This window comes from Arthrobacter sp. TRD_SC_6 (assembly GCF_055361185.1).
In genome coordinates this window covers 2,480,378-2,499,987 of the sequence record NZ_CM143953.1, presented here as the reverse complement: position 1 = coordinate 2,499,987, position 19,610 = coordinate 2,480,378, and the positions used below count along the sequence as shown (strand labels likewise).

The 19,610-nt window shown below is 63.0% G+C and carries 13 protein-coding genes; 6 read left to right on the top strand and 7 right to left on the bottom strand.

Annotated features, from left to right (window positions below):
• The first annotated feature begins 59 nt into the window (after window positions 1-59).
• Genes ACWA1U_RS11770 through ACWA1U_RS11760 form a run of 3 tightly spaced genes read left to right on the top strand, consistent with a single transcriptional unit; the run spans window position 60 to window position 4,419 of the window.
• On the top strand, window positions 60-2,600 hold the full coding sequence (locus ACWA1U_RS11770) for a DEAD/DEAH box helicase (protein ID WP_463722368.1): 2,541 nt from the start codon (window positions 60-62) through the stop codon (window positions 2,598-2,600).
• 44 nt (window positions 2,601-2,644) lie between these two features.
• Entirely contained in the window at window positions 2,645-3,127 is a 483-nt protein-coding gene (locus tag ACWA1U_RS11765) for an N-acetyltransferase family protein (protein WP_463722367.1), read from the top strand.
• Window positions 3,128-3,171: 44 nt separating this feature from the next.
• Window positions 3,172-4,419 (top strand): alpha/beta fold hydrolase, encoded by a 1,248-nt coding sequence (locus tag ACWA1U_RS11760; RefSeq protein ID WP_463722366.1) that lies wholly within the window; start codon window positions 3,172-3,174, stop codon window positions 4,417-4,419.
• Window positions 4,420-4,523: 104 nt separating this feature from the next.
• Here ACWA1U_RS11760 and ACWA1U_RS11755 read toward each other — a convergent pair whose 3' ends face one another.
• From ACWA1U_RS11755 to coaE, 4 genes are all read right to left on the bottom strand, one after another.
• A complete protein-coding gene (locus tag ACWA1U_RS11755; RefSeq protein ID WP_463722365.1) occupies window positions 4,524-5,558 on the bottom strand; it encodes a TerC family protein in 1,035 nt (344 codons plus the stop codon).
• A gap of 180 nt (window positions 5,559-5,738) precedes the next feature.
• Window positions 5,739-7,538: a hypothetical protein gene (locus ACWA1U_RS11750; RefSeq protein ID WP_463722364.1), complete on the bottom strand. Its 1,800-nt coding sequence runs from the start codon at window positions 7,536-7,538 to the stop codon at window positions 5,739-5,741.
• A gap of 3 nt (window positions 7,539-7,541) precedes the next feature.
• A complete protein-coding gene (uvrB, locus tag ACWA1U_RS11745; protein WP_463722363.1) occupies window positions 7,542-9,620 on the bottom strand; it encodes an excinuclease ABC subunit UvrB in 2,079 nt (692 codons plus the stop codon).
• A gap of 69 nt (window positions 9,621-9,689) precedes the next feature.
• Complete coding sequence (gene coaE / locus ACWA1U_RS11740; protein WP_463722362.1) at window positions 9,690-10,919, bottom strand: dephospho-CoA kinase; 1,230 nt, start codon at window positions 10,917-10,919, stop codon at window positions 9,690-9,692.
• A 92-nt stretch (window positions 10,920-11,011) separates the two neighbouring features.
• Between coaE and ACWA1U_RS11735 the strand changes: the two genes are divergently transcribed.
• Genes ACWA1U_RS11735 through ACWA1U_RS11725 form a run of 3 tightly spaced genes read left to right on the top strand, consistent with a single transcriptional unit; the run spans window position 11,012 to window position 13,746 of the window.
• Entirely contained in the window at window positions 11,012-12,304 is a 1,293-nt protein-coding gene (locus ACWA1U_RS11735; RefSeq protein ID WP_463722361.1) for an MFS transporter, read from the top strand.
• Window positions 12,234-12,608: an ArsR/SmtB family transcription factor gene (locus tag ACWA1U_RS11730; RefSeq protein ID WP_463722360.1), complete on the top strand. Its 375-nt coding sequence runs from the start codon at window positions 12,234-12,236 to the stop codon at window positions 12,606-12,608. The genes ACWA1U_RS11735 and ACWA1U_RS11730 overlap by 71 nt, the downstream gene beginning before the upstream one ends.
• Window positions 12,601-13,746 carry a class I SAM-dependent methyltransferase gene (locus tag ACWA1U_RS11725; RefSeq protein WP_463722359.1) on the top strand — a complete coding sequence of 382 codons (1,146 nt, stop codon included), beginning with the start codon at window positions 12,601-12,603 and terminating at the stop codon, window positions 13,744-13,746. Before ACWA1U_RS11730 ends, ACWA1U_RS11725 begins: the two co-directional genes overlap by 8 nt.
• 102 nt (window positions 13,747-13,848) lie before the next feature.
• On the opposite strand, the gene rpsA is transcribed toward ACWA1U_RS11725, so the two are convergent.
• From rpsA to polA, 3 genes are all read right to left on the bottom strand, one after another.
• Window positions 13,849-15,330 carry a 30S ribosomal protein S1 gene (rpsA, locus tag ACWA1U_RS11720; protein ID WP_463722358.1) on the bottom strand — a complete coding sequence of 494 codons (1,482 nt, stop codon included), beginning with the start codon at window positions 15,328-15,330 and terminating at the stop codon, window positions 13,849-13,851.
• A gap of 237 nt (window positions 15,331-15,567) precedes the next feature.
• A complete protein-coding gene (locus tag ACWA1U_RS11715; RefSeq protein ID WP_463722357.1) occupies window positions 15,568-16,878 on the bottom strand; it encodes a GNAT family N-acetyltransferase in 1,311 nt (436 codons plus the stop codon).
• 76 nt (window positions 16,879-16,954) lie between these two features.
• Window positions 16,955-19,588 carry a DNA polymerase I gene (polA, locus tag ACWA1U_RS11710; RefSeq protein WP_463725031.1) on the bottom strand — a complete coding sequence of 878 codons (2,634 nt, stop codon included), beginning with the start codon at window positions 19,586-19,588 and terminating at the stop codon, window positions 16,955-16,957.
• Window positions 19,589-19,610 lie beyond the last annotated feature (22 nt).

Genomic DNA, 19,610 nt, shown 5'->3' with positions numbered 1-19,610 from the left:
CCGGCCCCCCAACACTCGCTACGCTCGCGCCGGGCCCCTGCCGATAGGCTTAGCCCGATATGAGTATTCAGGATTACCTCCCCCCATCCGCACAGACGGGCAGCCCGGACGCCGACGCCGTCTATTCGGCGTTCCACACCTGGTCGGCCGTTGAGGGCATCACCCTCTACCCGGCACAGGACGAGGCAGTCCTCGAACTGGTTTCGGGAAACAACGTGATCCTCGCGACCCCGACCGGCTCAGGGAAGTCACTCGTGGCGGTCGCGGCGCACTTCCATGCGATCGCCGAAGGTCGGCGGAGCTACTACACCGCGCCCATCAAGGCGTTGGTCTCCGAGAAGTTCTTCGCCCTGTGCGCCACGTTCGGAGCGGAGAACGTGGGTATGGTGACCGGAGATTCTTCCGTGAACCAGGACGCTCCGATTATCTGCTGCACCGCGGAAATCCTCGCTAACATCGCCCTGAGGGAAGGGGCAACAGCCAATGCCGGGACCGTCATCATGGACGAGTTTCACTTCTACGCCGACCCGCAGCGCGGATGGGCGTGGCAGGTACCGCTGCTGGAACTGCCACGGGCACAATTTCTGCTCATGTCAGCGACTCTCGGCGACGTCGAACGGTTCGAGAAAGACCTGACTGCGCGGACAGGGAGGCCCACTGTCCTCGTCAGCTCCGGTGACCGTCCCATCCCGCTCAACTTCTACTACTCCGAGAACCCTCTCCAGGAAACACTTGAGGAGCTTCTCAGCACCCACCAGGCGCCCGTTTATGTAGTCCACTTCAGCCAGCTTGAGGCCATTGAGCGTGCACAGAACCTCATGAGCATCAACGTGTGCACCCGGGAGGAAAAAGATCGCATCGCCGCGCTCATCGCCTCTTTCCGGTTCTCGGCCGGATTCGGCAAGACGCTGAACCGGCTGGTGCGCCACGGTATCGGTGTGCACCACGCGGGGATGCTCCCGAAGTACCGGCGGCTCGTTGAGCAGCTGGCGCAGGCCGGGCTGCTCAAGGTGATCTGTGGAACTGACACTCTGGGCGTCGGCATCAACGTCCCAATCCGCACGGTGCTGCTCACTGCGCTCAGCAAATACGACGGCGTCCGGACCCGCCCGCTGAACGTGCGCGAGTTTCACCAGATTGCCGGCCGCGCGGGCCGGGCGGGGTTCGACACCGCTGGGACCGTCGTCGTGCAGGCGCCGGACCACGTCGTCGAGAACACGAAGGCGATGGCGAAGGCCGTTTCGAAGTTCGGCGACGACCAGAAGAAGCTGCGGCAGGTGGTTCGGAAGAAGCCGCCGCAGGGATTCGTCTCCTGGGGAAAGCCGACGTATGACCGACTGGTTGGGGGGACGCCTGAGCCGCTCTCGTCCAGCTTCGCAGTAACCCATTCCATGCTGCTCAACCTCCTTGAGCGCCCTGGTGATGCCCTGACCACCGTCCAGACCCTCCTGCGGGAGAACCACGAGCCGTCCTCCCGGCAGTTCGCGCACCTCCGGCAGGCCATCAGTATTTACCGCGAGCTGGTCACCGCCGGAATAGTGGAGCAGCTGCCCGAACCCGATGAGGAAGGACGGACCGTACGGCTGAAAGTACACCTCCAGGCAAACTTCGCGTTGAACCAGCCGCTGTCTTCCTTCGCCCTCGCCAGCCTGGAGCTGCTCGACCCGGACAGCCCCTCGTATGCGCTGGACGTGGTCTCAGTCATCGAAGCGACGCTCGAGAAGCCCCGTCAGGTCTTGAACGCACAGGAGAAAAAGGCCCGCGGCGAGGCCGTCGCTGCCATGAAGGCTGACGGCATCGAATATGACCAGCGCATGGCGCGGCTCGAGGAGATCTCCTATCCACAGCCGCTGTCCGAGCTCCTGCAGCAGGCCTTCGAAACGTACCGCTCCGGAGCGCCCTGGCTCGGTGACTTCGAGCTGACGCCCAAGTCGGTGGTGCGCGACATGTACGAACGCGCGATGAACTTCGGCGAGTACGTTGCCTTCTACAGCCTTGCCCGCTCTGAAGGCATTCTCCTGCGCTACCTCGCCGACTGTTTCAAGGCGCTCCGGCAGACAGTCCCCCGTGACGCACTCCGCGAGGACCTCTCGGACATCATCGAGTGGCTGGGTGAACTCATCAGGCAGGTTGATTCGAGCCTGCTCGACGAATGGGAGCAGCTCGCAGCCGGTGTGACCGGCCGCGACGTCGATCCCCGCCAGGTCGATCTCCCACCAGAGCCGGACTCTGTCACCTCCAACGAACGTGCTTTCCGGGTAATGGTGCGCAACGAGATGTTCCAGCGGGTACAGCTTTTCGCCGCCGAGGATGACAAGGCGCTCGGCAGGCTCGATGAAGCAGCCGGTTGGCACGCGGACCGCTGGGCGGACGCAATGGATGGCTACTTCGATGCCCATGAGGACATCGACGACGGCCCTGCAGCCCGCGGCCCGGCGCTCCTGATCATCCGACAATTACCGGGCAAATGGGAGGTGCGGCAGATCCTCAAGGACCCGGCAGGCGATCAGGACTGGGGTATCAACGCGGTCATAGACCTGGCGGCCTCGGATGCTGCTGGCGCCGCCGTCGTCACCGTGATCTCCGTGGGCGGCCCGTAAGGTCCACTGCAGCGCGCACCACCGCTCATGGTTAGGGTGGAAACATGACTCCCATCCGTGAAGCACGCCGGGATGACGTGCCCACCATTCTGCAACTGATCCATGATCTCGCCGTGTACGAGAAGGAGCCCGACGCCGTACGGAACACCGTCGAGGGCCTCGAGGAAGCACTCTACGGCGCGAACCCGCGGATCTTCGCCCACATAGCCGAGGACGACGCCGGAATCCAGGGTTTCGCCCTGTGGTTCCTGAACTATTCAACCTGGGAAGGCGTCCACGGGATCTATCTTGAGGACCTGTACGTCCGGCCCGAAGCGCGCGGCTTGGGCTATGGGAAGGCGCTGCTCCAGAACCTCGCCCTCATAGCTGCCGAACGTGGGTATGCGCGGGTTGAGTGGGCAGTCCTGAACTGGAACGAACCGTCCATCCAGTTTTACCGGAGCCTGGGCGCGGCTTCGCAGGACGAGTGGAGCACCTTCCGCCTTTCCGGAGAAGCACTAACGAGTTTCGCCGGGCACGCACGGTGAACGCCGTATCGCACCTGGCAGAGCCCACGTATGTGATGCGGGGCATGAGGAGCACTGGGCACTGGTTTACCGTGCCCCTGGATCACGCCGATTCCGCCGGACAACAGATCAGGGTCTTCGCGCGGGAGTACAGTTCCACTGATCACGACGACGCCACGCGCCTGCCCTGGCTCCTTTTCCTGCAGGGCGGGCCGGGCGGCCGCGGCAACCGGGTGACGCAGCTCTCGGGATGGATGAAAGCCGCTTCCCGGGAGTTCCGTATCTTGATGCTGGACCAGCGCGGCACGGGTCTTTCGACGCCGGCGGATGAACGCACGCTGCAGGGCTCTCCGGCGGAGCAGGCCGCTTATCTAAGACATTTCCGTGCGGACTCGATCGTGGCGGACGCTGAGCTGATCCGGTCCGCACTCGGATCCGCACCCTGGACGGTCTTCGGTCAGAGCTTCGGCGGGTTCTGTGCGCTCACCTACCTCTCCTACGCGCCCGGGGGGATGAAGCGCGCGCTCATCACCGGTGGTCTAGCTCCGCTCACCGGCCCCGCCGAGAGGGTCTACCGCCACACTTACCGGCGGGTTCAGGCACGGAATCTCGAGTACTTTGCCCGTTATCCCGAGGACAGGCCGCTTGCGAGCCGCATCATTCGACACCTGGCTGCCGTTGACGAGCGGCTGCCAAGCGGCGAACGCCTCACCCCGCAGCGGTTCCAACTGGTCGGCGCCCTGCTCGGCGGCAACGTGCGCGTGGACAGCCTGCACTTCCTGCTGGAGGACGCCTTCGTGCACACCGCCAGCGGCGAGCGTCTCTCAACGGTGTTCCTGGATCAGGTGCAGACGCTCGTCAGCAGGCGCTCCAATCCGCTCTACGCCGTGCTCCATGAATCGATCTACTGTCAGGGTGAGGCGTCCGATTGGGCCGCCTGGCGCGTCCTCAAGGAGTTTCCGCAGTTTCAACCTGACGCAGCCGAGCCGCTATTGCTCGGTGAAATGGTGTACCCGAGTCTTTTTGAAGAGGACCCGGCGCTGATCCCCCTGAAGGAGACAGCGGAGATTCTCGCGAGGACCGCCGATTGGGTCCCCCTGTACGACACCGCGCAACTGGCCCGGAACGAGGTTCCCGTAGCAGCTGCCGTGTATTCCGATGACATCTACGTTGACCGCGACCTGTCACTCGAAACAGCTGAAGCGGTGCGTGGCCTCGACGTGTGGGAGAGCGCAGACTTCCACCATGACGGCATCAGCGACGACGGCGAAGCCATCTTCGAGCGGCTTCTAGCGATGACGCAGGCCCAATAAGTTTTTCGGGCGCGCCGCTCTGGGCACACCCACGGGACGCGCAAAGGGCGCCGGTCCGGGATTCAATTCCCGCAGCCGGCGCCCTTAGTGAGATCAGCTGTTACCTACGCGTCCGGGCCACCGATGCGCGCGCTCTCGGCGTCTGCAGCCAGTTCAGCGTCGACCTTCGCCTGCTTGCCCTTGGGGCTCAGCAGGCTGGCAACGACGGCGATGACGATGATGCCCATGATGATCGCCAGGGACACAAAGGTTGGGATGACCGGTGCCCACTCGATGTGCTGGCCGCCATTGATGAATGGCAGCTCATTTTCATGCAGGGCATGGAGGATCAGCTTCACGCCGATGAACGCAAGGATCAGCGACAGGGCGTGCTTGAGGTAGATGAGGCGTGTCATCAAGCCGCCCAGCAGGAAGTAAAGCTGGCGCAGGCCCATCAGCGCGAACAGGTTCGCTGTGAATACGATGAATGGGCTTTCAGTCAGGCCGAAGATCGCCGGGATGGAGTCAACAGCGAACATCAGGTCGGTCAGGCCGATCGTGATGAACACGATCAGCATCGGAGTGAAGACCTTCTTGCCGTCCACCATGGTACGGATCTTGTTGCCGTCGTAGTGCTCGGACATCGGGAGAACTCCGCGCAGTTTCGCGATGATCTTGTTCTCCTTCTCCTCCTCCTCCTCGCCGGAGTCCTTTGCCTGGTGGTAGGCGGTCCACAGAAGGAAGGCGCCAAAGATGTAGAAGATCCAGGAGAAGTTGCTGATCAATGCGGCGCCAAGCAGGATGAAGATTCCGCGCAGGATCAGGGCGATGATGATGCCCACCATCAGCACTTCCTGCTGGTACTTCCGGGGTACGGAGAACCTCGCCATGATGATGATGAAGACGAACAGGTTGTCGATGCTGAGGCTGTACTCAGTCACCCAGCCGGCGATGAACTGACCGCCGAACTCGGGGCCGGTGAACGCAAACATCAACGCCGCGAACACGAGAGCAAGAGTCACGTAAAAGGCGACCCAGAGGCCGGCTTCCTTCATGGACGGTTCGTGTGGGCGCTTCACGACAAGCAGCAGGTCGAACAGGAGCACAAGCCCCAGAACAACGAAGGTGCCTATCTCAAAGGCAAGGGGTAATTCAGGCACAAGGAAACCTTTCGGAGATACAACGGAATTCGCAAGTCTCTCCGCCGCGTTCAAATGCCACGGCCGCTACGCCCGGCGGGCCGCCAGTGGCCTGCGTGTTGACGTTCGTAGCGCGAAAGGATACTCCCCTACGTTCGCTCAATCCTACCGGTGTACAACCGATACGGAAAACGCCCAGCCTCACTCCGTATGTTGTCTGAGGGATTCGACGTGCCCGATAATCGCGGGTTCGACCCAGTAATCGCTGTGGCTCCGGACGCGGCCGTCCGCCCTTGGGTCAGCCAGCACATGATTGTGTGCCCCTGGGACAGGGAAGGCCACCGGGTCTGTCTCGCGCCAGTAGTTCGCCCAGGTCAGCGTTCCCCGTTTGACCCTGCTGAAGAATTCAGGGGTGAAGACTGCAGGGAAGAACGCGGAGTAGAGCGAGTTGAGCGGCGACCCCGCCGTGACGAGGTGGGTGCTTTCTCCCGCCGCCCGTTCGGGGTTCTGGTGTGCTGTAAACCAGGCACAGATCACAGATCCCTGGCTGTGCGCAACCAATACCACCGGGCTGTTTGAACGGTGCGCGCGCTCCACAAGTTCTCCAACGCCCGCGATGGCTGCCTGCCGGTAGGAAGACCCAGCGAGCGGGTGGTCCTGCACGGGCCAGAACCCGGCGACGTCCGCGATCTTTCCGAGGATCTCACGCACCGGGCGGAGCTGCCCCAGCAGAATCACCAGCACGACGGCGGCGCCCGCGAGCTGCAGCACGAGGATGGCCAGCGCCAGCCAGGGCCCACCGAGACGGCCTTCACCCAGCATGATCGCCGCGCTCATTCCTGCAACGCCAAGCAGCACCGCCAACGGAACGATGGCAGGCAACAGGCGCGGAGCAGCGCCGGAAAATTGGTGCCACCACCGGCCGCGGGCTGCCTTGCCCTGCATGAGTGGTGGGAGGCCTGGATTCCGACCACTTCCGAGCACGACGGCGGCGGCCACCACCACTCCGAGCACCGCGATCAGCGCCAGGAAGGGAAACAGGTCGAGGCGGCTGTCGCCGGCGTCGGCCGGGTTGTCGTAGGAAAGCAGGATGGCGTCGGAATAGCCGTGCGGCTCGGCACCGAAGAGCCCCGTGACGTAGCCAAGAAGATTGTCCAGAAGCATCCGCACCAAAGCGGTCAGGGAGTGCATCAGCAATACTGACACCGCGAGCAACACGCCGGCTGCCACCAGCGACACCCCAGGTGCCCCTTTGCGGACTCTCGTGGCGTACACCGCCGCGAGTCCAAGGACTGCTGCGAAGACGAAGGCGGTGCTCACGGCAATCCAGAGTGCCATGGCGTCGAGATAGGAAGCGCCCGACGGGTGGGACGTTGACGGCCAGCCGCTCCAGGGAAGTTGCGCGGGCGGGTTGAGTGCCAGCAGCGCTGCTGTCACCAGCACCGTTCCCGCGTGCACCAGCGGCAGCACGCTCTTCGTGCGCCCGGCTTCAGTCTGCCTCCTGACCACTGCACGGTAGCGATAGAGCACCCACCCGGTCAGAAGCACACCGGCCAGAGCCGGAATCCACCGTAAAGATACAGGCTCGACGGGGAGGTGACGCCAAAGCGTTTCGCCAAACACGATCAGCCACGCGAGCTGTGACACCGTGAGGAGCAGCCCAACGCAGAACACAACCGCCCTCAGAAGGAATCCACTTGCCCGCTGGCCGCCTTCACGCGCGGGTGCCATCCTCCCGGCCACATTGACCAGGGTGAATGGAAACGCCAGGTACCAGAGGAATCCGGTGCGCCGCCGGTGCGAGCGCGACCAGTTGAGGATGCGCAGGCGGTGCTGTGGCAGCGGCGGTGGCTCTGCCACCTGGACCCAGGCGTTCAGTCTCTTCTCAGCTGGCCAGCCAAGGCTCGTGTAGTACTCGTGGTCACCGATCCCGTGCACACGGATCTCAGTGAACATCCCGTCGAAGGCGGGGCCTGGCCGGTGGTGCTCACCCGGTTCCATGCCTCAGGCGTGCCCGGCCGACTGCATCTGCCGCAGTTCCTTCTTCAGGTCACCCACTTCGTCCCGCAGCCGGGCCGCGAGCTCAAACTGCAGTTCTTCGGCGGCAGCATGCATCTGGGCGGTCAGCTGGCCGATGAGATCTGTGAGGTCCTCTGCGGGCACGGCCGCCAGCCCGTCTCGACGGACCGCGGAGACCTTCCCCTTGCCCTTCCCCTTGCCGGTTTTCTCCAGCAGCTCGCGGGTGTCGGCGTCCTCACGGGCAATGGTGTCGGTGATGTCTGCGATCTTCTTTCGCAGGGGCTGCGGGTCGACGCCGTGCTTCTTGTTGTACGCGACCTGAATTTCGCGGCGGCGGTTTGTTTCCTCGATGGCCTTCGCCATTGAGTCGGTGATACGGTCCGCGTACATGTGGACCTGGCCGGAGACGTTACGGGCGGCACGGCCGATGGTCTGGATGAGCGAGGTCGCGCTGCGGAGAAACCCTTCCTTGTCGGCGTCGAGAATGCTGACCAGCGAGACTTCCGGAAGGTCGAGGCCTTCACGGAGCAGGTTAATTCCCACCAGGACGTCAAACGTCCCGAGCCGAAGCTCCCGCAAAAGTTCCACGCGGCGCAATGTGTCGACGTCGGAGTGGAGGTACTCGACCTTCACTCCGTGCTCCAGCAGGTAACCGGTAAGGTCCTCAGCCATGCGTTTGGTGAGCGTGGTGACCAGAACGCGTTCATCTCGTTCCACCCGGGTATTGATTTCGCCGAGCAGGTCATCGATCTGGCCCTTACTGGGCTTGATGATCACCTCAGGGTCGACCAGCCCGGTGGGTCGGATGATCTGCTGCACATAGCCGTCGGACTTGCTGAGCTCGTACTTGCCGGGCGTTGCGGACAGGTAGACCGTCTGCCCGATCCGCTCCAGGAATTCGTCCCACTTCAGCGGCCGGTTATCCATGGCCGACGGAAGCCGGAAGCCGTGATCCACCAGGGTGCGCTTGCGCGACATGTCACCCTCATACATCGCGCCGATCTGCGGGATGGTCACGTGGGACTCGTCCACGACCAGCAGGAAATCATCGGGGAAGTAGTCGATCAGGCAGTGCGGAGCACTCGCCTGCGGCCGCCCGTCGATGTGCCGTGAATAATTCTCAATGCCGTTGCAGAACCCCATCTGCTGCATCATTTCGAGGTCGTAGGTGGTACGCATCCGCAAGCGCTGGGCTTCAACGAGCTTGTTCTGCGACTCAAGCTCCTGTAGGCGCTCACGCAGTTCATCCTCGATGCGGGTGATGGCCCGCGACAAACGTTCAGGTCCAGCAACGTAGTGCGAGGCCGGGAAAACGTACATCTCTGTTTCCTCGCGGACTATCTCACCGGTCAATGGGTGAAGGGTGTAGATCCGCTCAACTTCATCTCCGAAGAATTCGATCCGGAGGGCGAGTTCCTCATACATCGGGATGATCTCCACGGTGTCACCGCGCACCCGGAACGTTCCCCGGTGGAAGTCCATGTCATTGCGCACATACTGCATGGCGACGAACTGGCGCAGCAGGGCGTCCCTGTTCATTTCCTGGCCCTTGCGCAGGGTCACCATTGCCGACACATACTCTTCAGGCGTGCCAAGGCCATAAATGCAGGAGACCGTCGCCACAACGATGACGTCCCGCCGGGTCAGCAGCGCGTTGGTGGCCGAGTGCCGGAGCCGTTCCACTTCCTCATTGACCGATGAGTCCTTCTCGATGAAAGTGTCGGTCTGCGGGACGTACGCTTCGGGCTGGTAGTAGTCGTAATAGGACACGAAATATTCGACGGCGTTGTTGGGCAGGAGCTCCCTGAACTCGTTCGCGAGCTGAGCCGCGAGTGTCTTGTTCTGGACCATGACAAGGGTGGGCCGCTGTACCTTTTCAATCAGCCAGGCCGTTGTTGCGCTCTTGCCCGTGCCGGTAGCACCGAGCAGCACCACGTCTTTCTCGCCTGCATTGATCCGCTCCGCAAGCTCCGCAATGGCCGTGGGCTGGTCACCGGCCGGCTTGTACTCGCTGATGACCTCGAACGGCGCGACTACCCTGTTGATCTCCTGCGCAAGACTCATGGTTCTACGTTAGCCCTTACCCCGGACAACCACAGTCCGCAATTGGCGATCTCCGCTGGGGGCTGAAGCCTATAGATCTGTCGCTTCTTCCGGTGACCACCCGGCGTCGTCAATCCAGCGGGTAAGCCGCGGGTCAGCGTGTGTGAACCAGTCCTCTTTACACTCGGCGTAACCCGCCGTCGTCTGCTCCCCCGAATGAAGTGCCCGGCACCGTTCCTTCTCGGCCAGGTAGGCAGCCACCATATCCGGATTCCTACGGAGCCAGTCCCTGAAGGAAAGCGCATAACGCCATCCCGGCGAGCCGACCACCCGTACATGCAGATTGACCGGACGGCCGGGATCGGCATTGCCGTGCAGCCGTTTCTCCCACTGCGCGGGGTCTGAGAAGGGCGGTTTGGGGTTATCGGACCACTCGCCTGCCCGTGGCGGGAACCCGGCCGCGGCAAGGAACGGTGCGAGAGCGTCGGCGTCTCCAAGGGACGCAACCGTCAGCTGGAGATCGATGACGTCCTTGGCGGGCAGTCCTGGCACTGCGGTCGACCCGATGTGCTGGACGCCGAGCACCCGCGGGTCCGCCCGCTTCAGCCGCCGCGCCAGCAATGCGGCAGTATTCGCCCACCGCGCACTCTGTATGAGATCCGGTCCGCCCGCCCGCTCGGCGACCTCCCCGAGCTGCAGATTCCGGGCGAATGGCAGGACCCGACCGGACCACAGTCCGCTCAGTGCAGCCTTCAGCTCCATGGACGTCCCAATGTTCTCAATGACGACGTCGGCGGCCGCGTTCCGTGCGTTGGAACCAACCTGTGCCCTGATTCGACTCCATGCCTCGTCCTCGGACATCGCCCGGTTCTGCACCATCCGCTGGACCCGCACTTCTTCGGGTGCATCCACGACGAGCACGAGGTGAAACCTGTCCTCCTGACCCGTCTCCACGAGCAGGGGGATGTCGTGCACGACGACGGCGTGGTCGCCCTTCGCTTCAGCCTCATGCTGGGCCTTCGTCTCAGCTTCCGCAGCCAGTTGACGTACCCGCGGATGCACAATGGCGTTCAACTTCGACCGGCTGTCCTCGTCCTTGAAGATCAGCGATCCGAGGGCGGCCCGGTCCAGTGAACCATCGGCCCGCAGTACCTGCTGCCCGAACGCGTCCGCCACCTCGCGCAGCCCATCTGTCCCCGGTTCCAGGACTGCACGCGCCAGCTGGTCAGCATCAATCAGGACGGCGCCAAGCTCCTTCAGCGCGTCCGCGGCCAACGATTTCCCCGCCGCGATCCCGCCGGTCAAACCAACTTTGAGCATGCCTGCAAGGCTACCGGCGGAACTTCAGTGGCGCCCGTCGGTACAACACCTACATTAAGTGCATATATGCGCACATAAGCTACGGTAGAGACGTGAGCAAGCTGTTTGGCGTGAGGGAATACCGCAAGATGTTTTCGGCGCAGGTCGTGGCCCTGCTGGGCACCGGACTGCTCACTGTTGCGCTGGGACTACTGGCCTTTGACCTCGCAGGCGGTCAGGCCGGAGCGGTCCTGGGCACCGCCCTGACGATCAAAATGCTGGCCTACGTTTTCGTTGCACCCGTAATGGCCGTGCTGGTGGAGCGCGTACCACGCAAGAGTGTGCTGGTTGCAGCTGATCTCGCGCGGGCAGCGGTGGCAGCGATGCTGCCTTTCATCGACCAGGTCTGGCAGATCTACATCCTTGTGTTCGTCCTTCAGGCAGCGTCAGCTACCTTCACCCCGGCCTTCCAGTCCACGATCCCCGTGATCCTCCCGCGGGAGAGAGACTATACGAGGGCCCTCTCATTCTCCCGGCTTGCCTACGACCTGGAATCGCTGCTCAGCCCACTGCTCGCCGCAGCTTTGTTGACAGTGACGTCCTACAGCAATCTGTTCGTCGGAACGCTGGCCGGGTTCCTCATTTCCGCCCTGCTTGTCGCCACCACACGGTTGCCGGAGGTAGCCCCCTCGAAACAGTCGGGATCTTTGGTCCAGAGAACCCTCAGTGGAACCCGCCACTTCCTCAAGGAGCCGCCATTACGCGGACTGCTGGCGCTTAATCTTGTGGTTGCCTGCGGCACCGCGCTGGTATTGGTGAACTCCGTGATTTTCGTGCGTGACCTCTTCGGTGGTTCGAATGCCGAGGTCGCGGTAGTCCTCGCTTCTTATGGGGCGGGATCAATGCTTGTCGCACTCTGCACACCCGTCATTCTCGAGCGGGTGCCGGACCGGGTTTTCATGCTCGCTGGAGCGGTCGTGGTGACGGGAGGAGTGATCGGCGCAGGCTTGATCGCCGCCGTCGTGCACTCGTGGCCGGCGCTCCTGCTGGTCTGGGGCGTGATGGGAGCGGGCACATCGATGATCAACACGCCAAGCGCGCGGCTGCTCCGCCGGGCGGCAACCGAGCACACGCGCACGTCACTCTTCACTGCGCAGTTCTCCCTGTCCCACGCGTGTTTCATCCTCGCGTATCCGGTAGCCGGCTGGGTGGGTGCCATCGCTGGCCAGGTGAGCGCCGCCGTCGTACTCGGTGTGCTCGCTACACTGGGCACCGTGGCCGCATACAGGTTGTGGCCCTCAACCGGAACCGATCCAGTTCAGTTCAGCCGGTCCGATGAGGGAGGTAATAGTGAGCGAATCTCCGATACAGAGGGAGCCGAGCCTCCACCACGGCGCCGACCCTGATCCCACACGGCTCGAAACCGGCGCAGCCACCTTCAGGATGCTGGCCGATCCAACGAGACTCCATCTACTCTGGTTGCTCACGCAGGCGCCATCCGGGGTCGGTGCCCTGGTTGAACGCACCGGCGCGTCCAGGACCTCGGTCAGTCAACATCTCGCGAAACTCCGGTTCTCCGGGCTGGTGAGCACGCGAAGGGAGGGCAGGAGCGTGGTGTACAGCGTCGCGGACGGACACCTCGCCCGCCTGGTCCTCGAAGGACTTAACCACGCTGACCATCGGGTCACCGGAGAACCCGTACATGACTGACTTCTCCTTCGATTCCCTCCGGCGTTGGCCCGACGCCGAGGCTGGGAACCTGTTCGCCCATGACGCCACCGACCGGCTGCTTCTAGATACGGCGCGCGACCGGCTTTCCGCTTTGCAACCCGGAGAGCTCGCAGTGGTGAACGATTCCTACGGTGCCCTGACGCTTGGCGCTGCGCATTGCGGTGCCACAGACATCCGTTCCCATCAGGACTCGGTCACTGGTGAGCGGGCATTGACAGCGAACGCCTCCCGCCTCGGCCTCACCGGGCGCTATACCTCCCATGCCCTCAACGCCGGACTATTCGACGGGGTCAAGCTGGTGCTTCTTCAGTTGCCGCGGTCCCTGGATGAACTGGAAGAAATTGCCTGGCATATTGCTGCGTCCGCCGCGCCCGATGTCACTGTTCTCGCCGGCGGTCGGGTCAAACACATGGCGGCTGCGATGTCCGGCGTGCTCGGCACCCACTTCAGGAACGTATCCGCGGGGCTGGCCAGGCAGAAATCGCGCGTGTTGACCGCGGCTGACCCGCTGCCCGCCGGAGCGTGCCCCTTTCCCACCCAGGCAGAGCACGACGTCGGCCTCCCGCAACCGCTCCGGCTGCGCGCCTTCGGTGCCACGTTCGGCGGCGCAAAACTTGACCCCGGAACCCGTTTCCTACTGCCCCATCTCTCCCAGGCGCGGGCGGCGATCAACGCGATAGACCTCGGTTCCGGAAATGGCACCATCGGGGCCTTCCTGGCGCTCACCCGTCCCGCGCTGATGATCACTGCGACCGACGCATCTGCCGCGGCAGTTGCGGCAACCCGGGCTACAGCGTGGGCCAACGGCGTCCAGGATCGCATCGACGTCGTGCGTGACGACGGTCTGTCGCGCCAACCGGACAACAGTGCCGAGCTGATCGTACTGAACCCGCCCTTCCACTCCGGCCACACGGTGCACGCGGGCATCGCGCACAAACTGTTCGCCGACGCCGGGCGGGTACTTGCAAACGGAGGTGAGCTGTGGACCGTCTGGAACAGCCACCTGCAATACCGGAGTTCGTTGGAACGATTAGTTGGGACTACACGCCAGGTGGACCGCAACCCGAAGTTCACGGTGACGGTCTCGACGAAAAGCTCCTTGCGCGCATCCTTGTAACGGTCACCTACTGGAGAGTCGATTGTCCCGGAATGCAAAGAAGGTCCCTGCCCGGTAGGGGCAGGGACCTTCTTCAAACAAACTTCTTACCGGCGGTGACGCCTAGTTGCCGGTGAGCTTCTCGCGCAGCGCGGCAAGTGCCTCGTCCGATGCAAGGGTGCCGGTTCCGGCGCCTGCGTTGGACTCGACAGCAGGCTCCGAGGAGTAGCTGGTGGTGCCGGAGTCAGCAGGCTCGTTGGCAGCAGCTGCATCATCATTAGCGTGCTGCTCGACCTGCTTCTTGTGCGACTCCCACCGCGACTGGGCCTCAGCGTACTGAGCTTCCCATGCGGCGCGCTGGGTGTCGTAGCCGTCGAGCCATTCGTTGGACTCGGGGTCGAAGCCCTCTGGGTACTTGTAGTTGCCCTCTTCGTCGTACTCCGCAGCCATGCCGTACAGCGCTGGGTCGAACTCGGTGCTGTCAGCGTCGACACCCTCGTTGGCCTGCTTGAGGCTGAGGGAGATGCGGCGGCGCTCGAGGTCGATGTCGATGACCTTGACGAAGAGCTCGTCGCCAACGGAAACGACCTGCTCTGCAAGCTCAACGTGGCGCACGGCCAGCTCCGAGATGTGGACAAGGCCCTCGATGCCGTCTTCGACGCGGACGAACGCACCGAACGGAACGAGCTTGGTGACCTTACCGGGAACAACCTGGCCCAGCGCGTGAGTGCGGGCGAAGGTCTGCCATGGGTCTTCCTGGGTGGCCTTGAGCGACAGTGAAACGCGCTCGCGGTCCAGGTCTACCTCGAGAACCTCGACGGTGACTTCCTGGCCGACCTCGACTACCTCGGACGGGTGGTCGATGTGCTTCCAGGAAAGCTCGGAAACGTGAACCAGACCATCTACGCCGCCAAGATCCACGAACGCACCGAAGTTGACGATCGAGGAGACAACGCCCGGACGGACCTGGCCCTTCTCAAGCTTGTTGAGGAAGGTGGAGCGAACCTCAGACTGGGTCTGCTCAAGCCATGCACGGCGGGAAAGCACAACGTTGTTGCGGTTCTTGTCCAGCTCGATGATCTTGGCTTCGATCTGCTGACCAATATAGGGAGCGAGGTCGCGTACACGACGCATCTCAACGAGGGAAGCAGGCAGGAAGCCGCGGAGCCCGATGTCGAGGATAAGGCCGCCCTTGACGACCTCGATGACGGTACCGGTGACAACGCCGTCTTCTTCCTTGACCTTCTCGATGTCGCCCCAGGCGCGCTCGTACTGCGCGCGCTTCTTGGAGAGGATCAGGCGGCCTTCTTTGTCTTCCTTGGTGAGGACAAGCGCTTCAACCTCATCACCAACGGAGACCACGTCCCCCGGATCGACATCGTGCTTGATGGAAAGCTCGCGGGAAGGGATGACACCTTCGGTTTTGTAACCGATGTCGAGCAGGACTTCGTCCCGGTCAACCTTGACGACCGTGCCCTCAACGAGATCTCCGTCGTTGAAGTACTTGATGGTTGCGTCAATAGCTGCGAGGAAGTCCTCAGCGGTGCCGATGTCGTTGATAGCGACCTGGGGGGCACCTGGCTTCTCGGTGGTGGTGATGGTCATGTAGTTGGGGCTCCGTTGTGGATGATGGATTGTTCCCGGCGGTTGTGGCGTCGCGCAAGTCAGTGCAACCCAATGCACTCACCGCGAGGAGCCTGCCCGGAAGTGGACAAATGTTTAATCGCTGCTGTCGTAAGACACGCCTATCCAGTCTAGCCTGCACCGGCAACACCGGTCAAAGCGCGCGGCCGCAGCGCACACGGGTCATCGGAAAGGCACGGCCCTCGGCCGAATCCATACTTAAAAGTGCGTGATGCAGTACGGCTGCCGTGCCACGCTGAACAACCTGTCCAGCCGCTGGAGTCCGTCCTGCGACGCCGCGCGCACGTGCCCCGTGCTGGCGAGGGTGCCTGCGTCCACGCCGCCCAGATAAAGGGAACCAAGCGCCGCGACGTCAAGAACGACGTCGGCGGCTGCCTTCGAATCGAGCTTCGTTGACCGCGCATGTCCATCCTTTACCTGCAAATGGAAGGCGCCCGTCGCATGTCCGAGCTGATCCTGCACCTCGATGGTGACGTCGCCGTCGGACTGGTAATGCCGTGCAACAAGTGCTGCCACCGGATCCAGAATCCGCAGCCACAGCACGTCCTCGTCTCCCTTCAACCTGCGGCAACGGCGGTCCGCCAAAGCCCACGGCAGTGGATCCTGGATCGAGGCCTCGTTAAAGGTGACGCGCTCCACCAGATCGAGTGAACCGAGGAAACGCCACAGCTCCAGGTAGGCGGCGTCCGAAGTGGCCACGAGGTCATTAACCCGCGTGGTGTACGGCTGCGTCTCCCACCCAGCGAATTTGTAGGTGACGTAGCCGTCGGGCTGCCCGTCGTCGTCGTAATGGACCGCGGTGCGCACGCCTTTGTCCTCTTTCGGACCCTCCTGGCCCCATAGACCTGCCGCGCGCCGGGCGTAGGCCCACTGGCGGCCGATCGAGCCTCTGGTGCGATTGTGGAAGCCAGCGAAGATCACCGGAGCGAGGTCGACGACGGCCGAAGGCTCCACCACCTCCATGCGCCCGTAACCGGGAGCGGTGACCTGGAAGCGCTCACGCACATCCACCTCGACGCTCGCGGTCAGGGTGGCTGCGCCGAACCCGAATCTTCCGTAGATGGTTGCTTCGGAAGCAGTCAATGCGGCGATCGCGATCCCACGGTCGACTGCTCCTTGAAGGTCTGCAGTCATCATGCGGCGCAGGAGGCCGCGGCGCCGGTGGGTTGGACGTACCGTCACGGAGGTCACCAGATGGGCGTCAAGCAGATTCCCTCCCCCGACATTGAGGGAGTTGGTCATCGTGGCGTAGGTTGCCACCGGAATGCGCGGATCCCACGCGTGCGGTCCGGCATTTTCGTCGTAGACGCCCCACACTGTCCGGCTGTCGGCAGCGTAGGCCTCGGCGAGCTTCGGCAGATTTTCCTGCTCCGCACGCGGCTCGTGGAACCCGAAGTTCACGCCCTCGAACCAGGAGGCCAGCGCACTCCCCTCGGCGACGTCGGTCTCCGGAGTCACGGTGAAGTTGTCGATGCGCAAGGACAGGGCGGTTTCTGCAGGTTGGGTCACAAGAAGTCAGCCTAGCCCGGAGCAGGGAGCCCGGCCAGCTTGCGGGGAGCCTCCAATTCCGGGCGTCGCAAAACGACTAGTGGGCGGCCTCGTGCCAGCTGGTTCCTGTGCCCACCGAGACATCGAGCGGCACTGAGAGATCAGCGGCCCCGGCCATTTCCGCCCTGACAATTTCTTCCACCTCGTCCCGTTCACCCGGAGCAACTTCGAGCACCAGTTCGTCATGAACCTGAAGAAGCATTCGCGACGCCAGGCCGCGGGTACGCAGTTGATGGTCAACGCCGAGCATCGCCTTCTTGATGATGTCGGCTGCCGAGCCCTGAATTGGAGCGTTCAGTGCGGCGCGTTCGGCCATTTCGCGGAGTTGCCGGTTGTCGCTGGACAGATCCGGCAGGTAGCGGCGGCGTCCCTCGATGGTTGAGGTGAATCCGTCCTTCCGGGCCTGCTCCACGATTCCGCGCAGGTAGTCCCGTACAGCACCGAACCGGTCGAAGTAGTCGCGCATGAGCGTGCGAGCCTCGTCGACCGAGATGGCCAACTGCTTCGAGAGACCGAAGGAGCTCAGGCCGTACACCAGCCCGTAGGACATCGCCTTCACCTTCGAGCGCATCGGGTTGGTGACCTCTTCCGGCGCAACACCGAAAATGTGGGATCCAACGAAACGGTGGAGGTCCTCCCCCTCGTTGAACGCAGCGATGAGGCCTTCATCTCCTGAGAGGTGCGCCATGATCCGCATTTCGATCTGTGAATAGTCCGCCGTCATAAGGCATTCAAAACCGGGCCCGACGACGAATACCTCCCGAATGCGGCGTCCTTCGTCGGATCGGACCGGAATGTTCTGCAGGTTGGGGTTCATCGAGGACAACCGGCCGGTTGCCGCGATGGTCTGAACGTACGTCGTGTGGATCCGGCCGTCGTCGGCTACTGATTTGCGCAGGCCCTCCACGGTCTGGCGGAGCTTGGACGCATCCCTGTGCGCCAGTAGCTGCTCGAGGAATGGATGACCGGTCTTCACGATGAGGTCGGTGAGGGCATCGGCGTCTGTCGAGTAGCCGGTTTTGATCTTCTTTGTCTTGGGCAGCTCGAGTTCGTCGAAGAGCACAGCCTGTAACTGCTTGGGTGAGCCGAGGTTGATTTCCTTACCAATAATGCGGAACGCCTCGGCGCTGGTACTTGCCATGGTTGCCGAGAAATCGTCGTAGAGCCGGTCGAGGCCGTCCATGGCCACGCTGATACCGGTGAGTTCCATACGGGCGAGCACCTCGGATAGAGGCAGTTCCAGCCCCGCCAGCAACTGGTTGGCTCCGCGCTCGACCAGCTGACCGGAGAAGTGCCGGCTCAATTCGAGCGCGGCGTAGGCCGCGGCGACAGCGGGCGTGGCCACGTCTTCCTCTTCCAACGCGAGAGCCTGCTGTCCACCCGCGGTTCCGGCCGCCGTCGGGACCGCAAGCTTGAGGTGGAACTGGCTGAGGTCTGCCAGTTCGTAGCTCCGGCGGTCAGGCTGGATGAGATAGCCGGAGACGGCGGTGTCATCCACCTCGCCCGCGAGCGTGAAACCACGGTGATGAAGCAACTTGAAGGCCGCCTTGTAATCATGGATGACCTTCGGTGCGTCCAGGTCCGCCAGCCACTGCGCCAGGACGTGCTCCGCTTCGCCGTCGAGATCCTCGAACGGTACATAGGCGGCGGTTCCAGACGTGACCAGTGCGACGCCGATGGCCTCGTCTCCCCCGCTGGTGGACCTGGTGACAACCTGTACCGCTGCAGTTGCCTGGTTGGTGGAGTTGAACCACCCGGTCAATTCGGTGGCGGCGGTGATAATGCTGTGCGGCGGCGGGGTCATTTCAACACCGCTGGCTACCGGTTCATCCTCGCCAAACAGGTCGAAGAGCCGCTTCCGCAGCACGTTGAACTGCAGGGCGTCGAAAAGGTCCTCAACTGCGACCCGGTCCGGTTTGTGGGAGACCATGGCCTCCAGGTCGACGGGAAGTTCGAGGTCGGTCAGGAGGCGGTTCAGGCGACGGTTCCGTTTGACGTTCTCCACGTTGTCCCGGAGGGCGTCACCCACCTTGCCGCCGATTGCGTCGAGGTTTTCGAGAATTCCCTCAAGGCCGCCGTACTTGAGGATCCATTTTGCCGCCGTCTTCGGACCCACTCCGGGAACACCGGGAAGGTTGTCGGCGGTTTCCCCTACGAGAGCGGCGAGGTCCGAGTAGAGGTGGGGTGGGACGAAGTACTTCTCCTCCACCGCCTTGGCGTCCATCTGCGGAATGTTGGTGACGCCCTGTTTCGGATACAGGACGGTCACGCGGTCATTCACCAGTTGGAACACGTCGCGGTCACCGCTGACCACCTGGACATCCCAATCGAGGACTGCGGCCTTCACGGCGAGCGTGGCCAGCACGTCATCCGCCTCAAAACCCTCCATGGAAAGGGTGGGGATGCGCATGGCTTCGAGGACCTTGATGATGAGGTCTATCTGGCCGTGGAACTCCTCGGGCGTGCGTGAGCGGCCGCCCTTGTACTCGGAGTACTCGGTATCGCGGAAGGTGGGGGTGTCGAGGTCGAAAGCCACTGCCACGTGGGTGGGCTCCTGGTCCCGCAGCAGGTTGATGAGCATGGCCGTGAAGCCGTAAACCGCGTTGGTGTGCTGGCCTGTGTCGGTCGAGAAATTCTCTGCAGGAAGTGCGTAGAACGCGCGGAACGCCATCGAATGACCGTCCACCACCAGG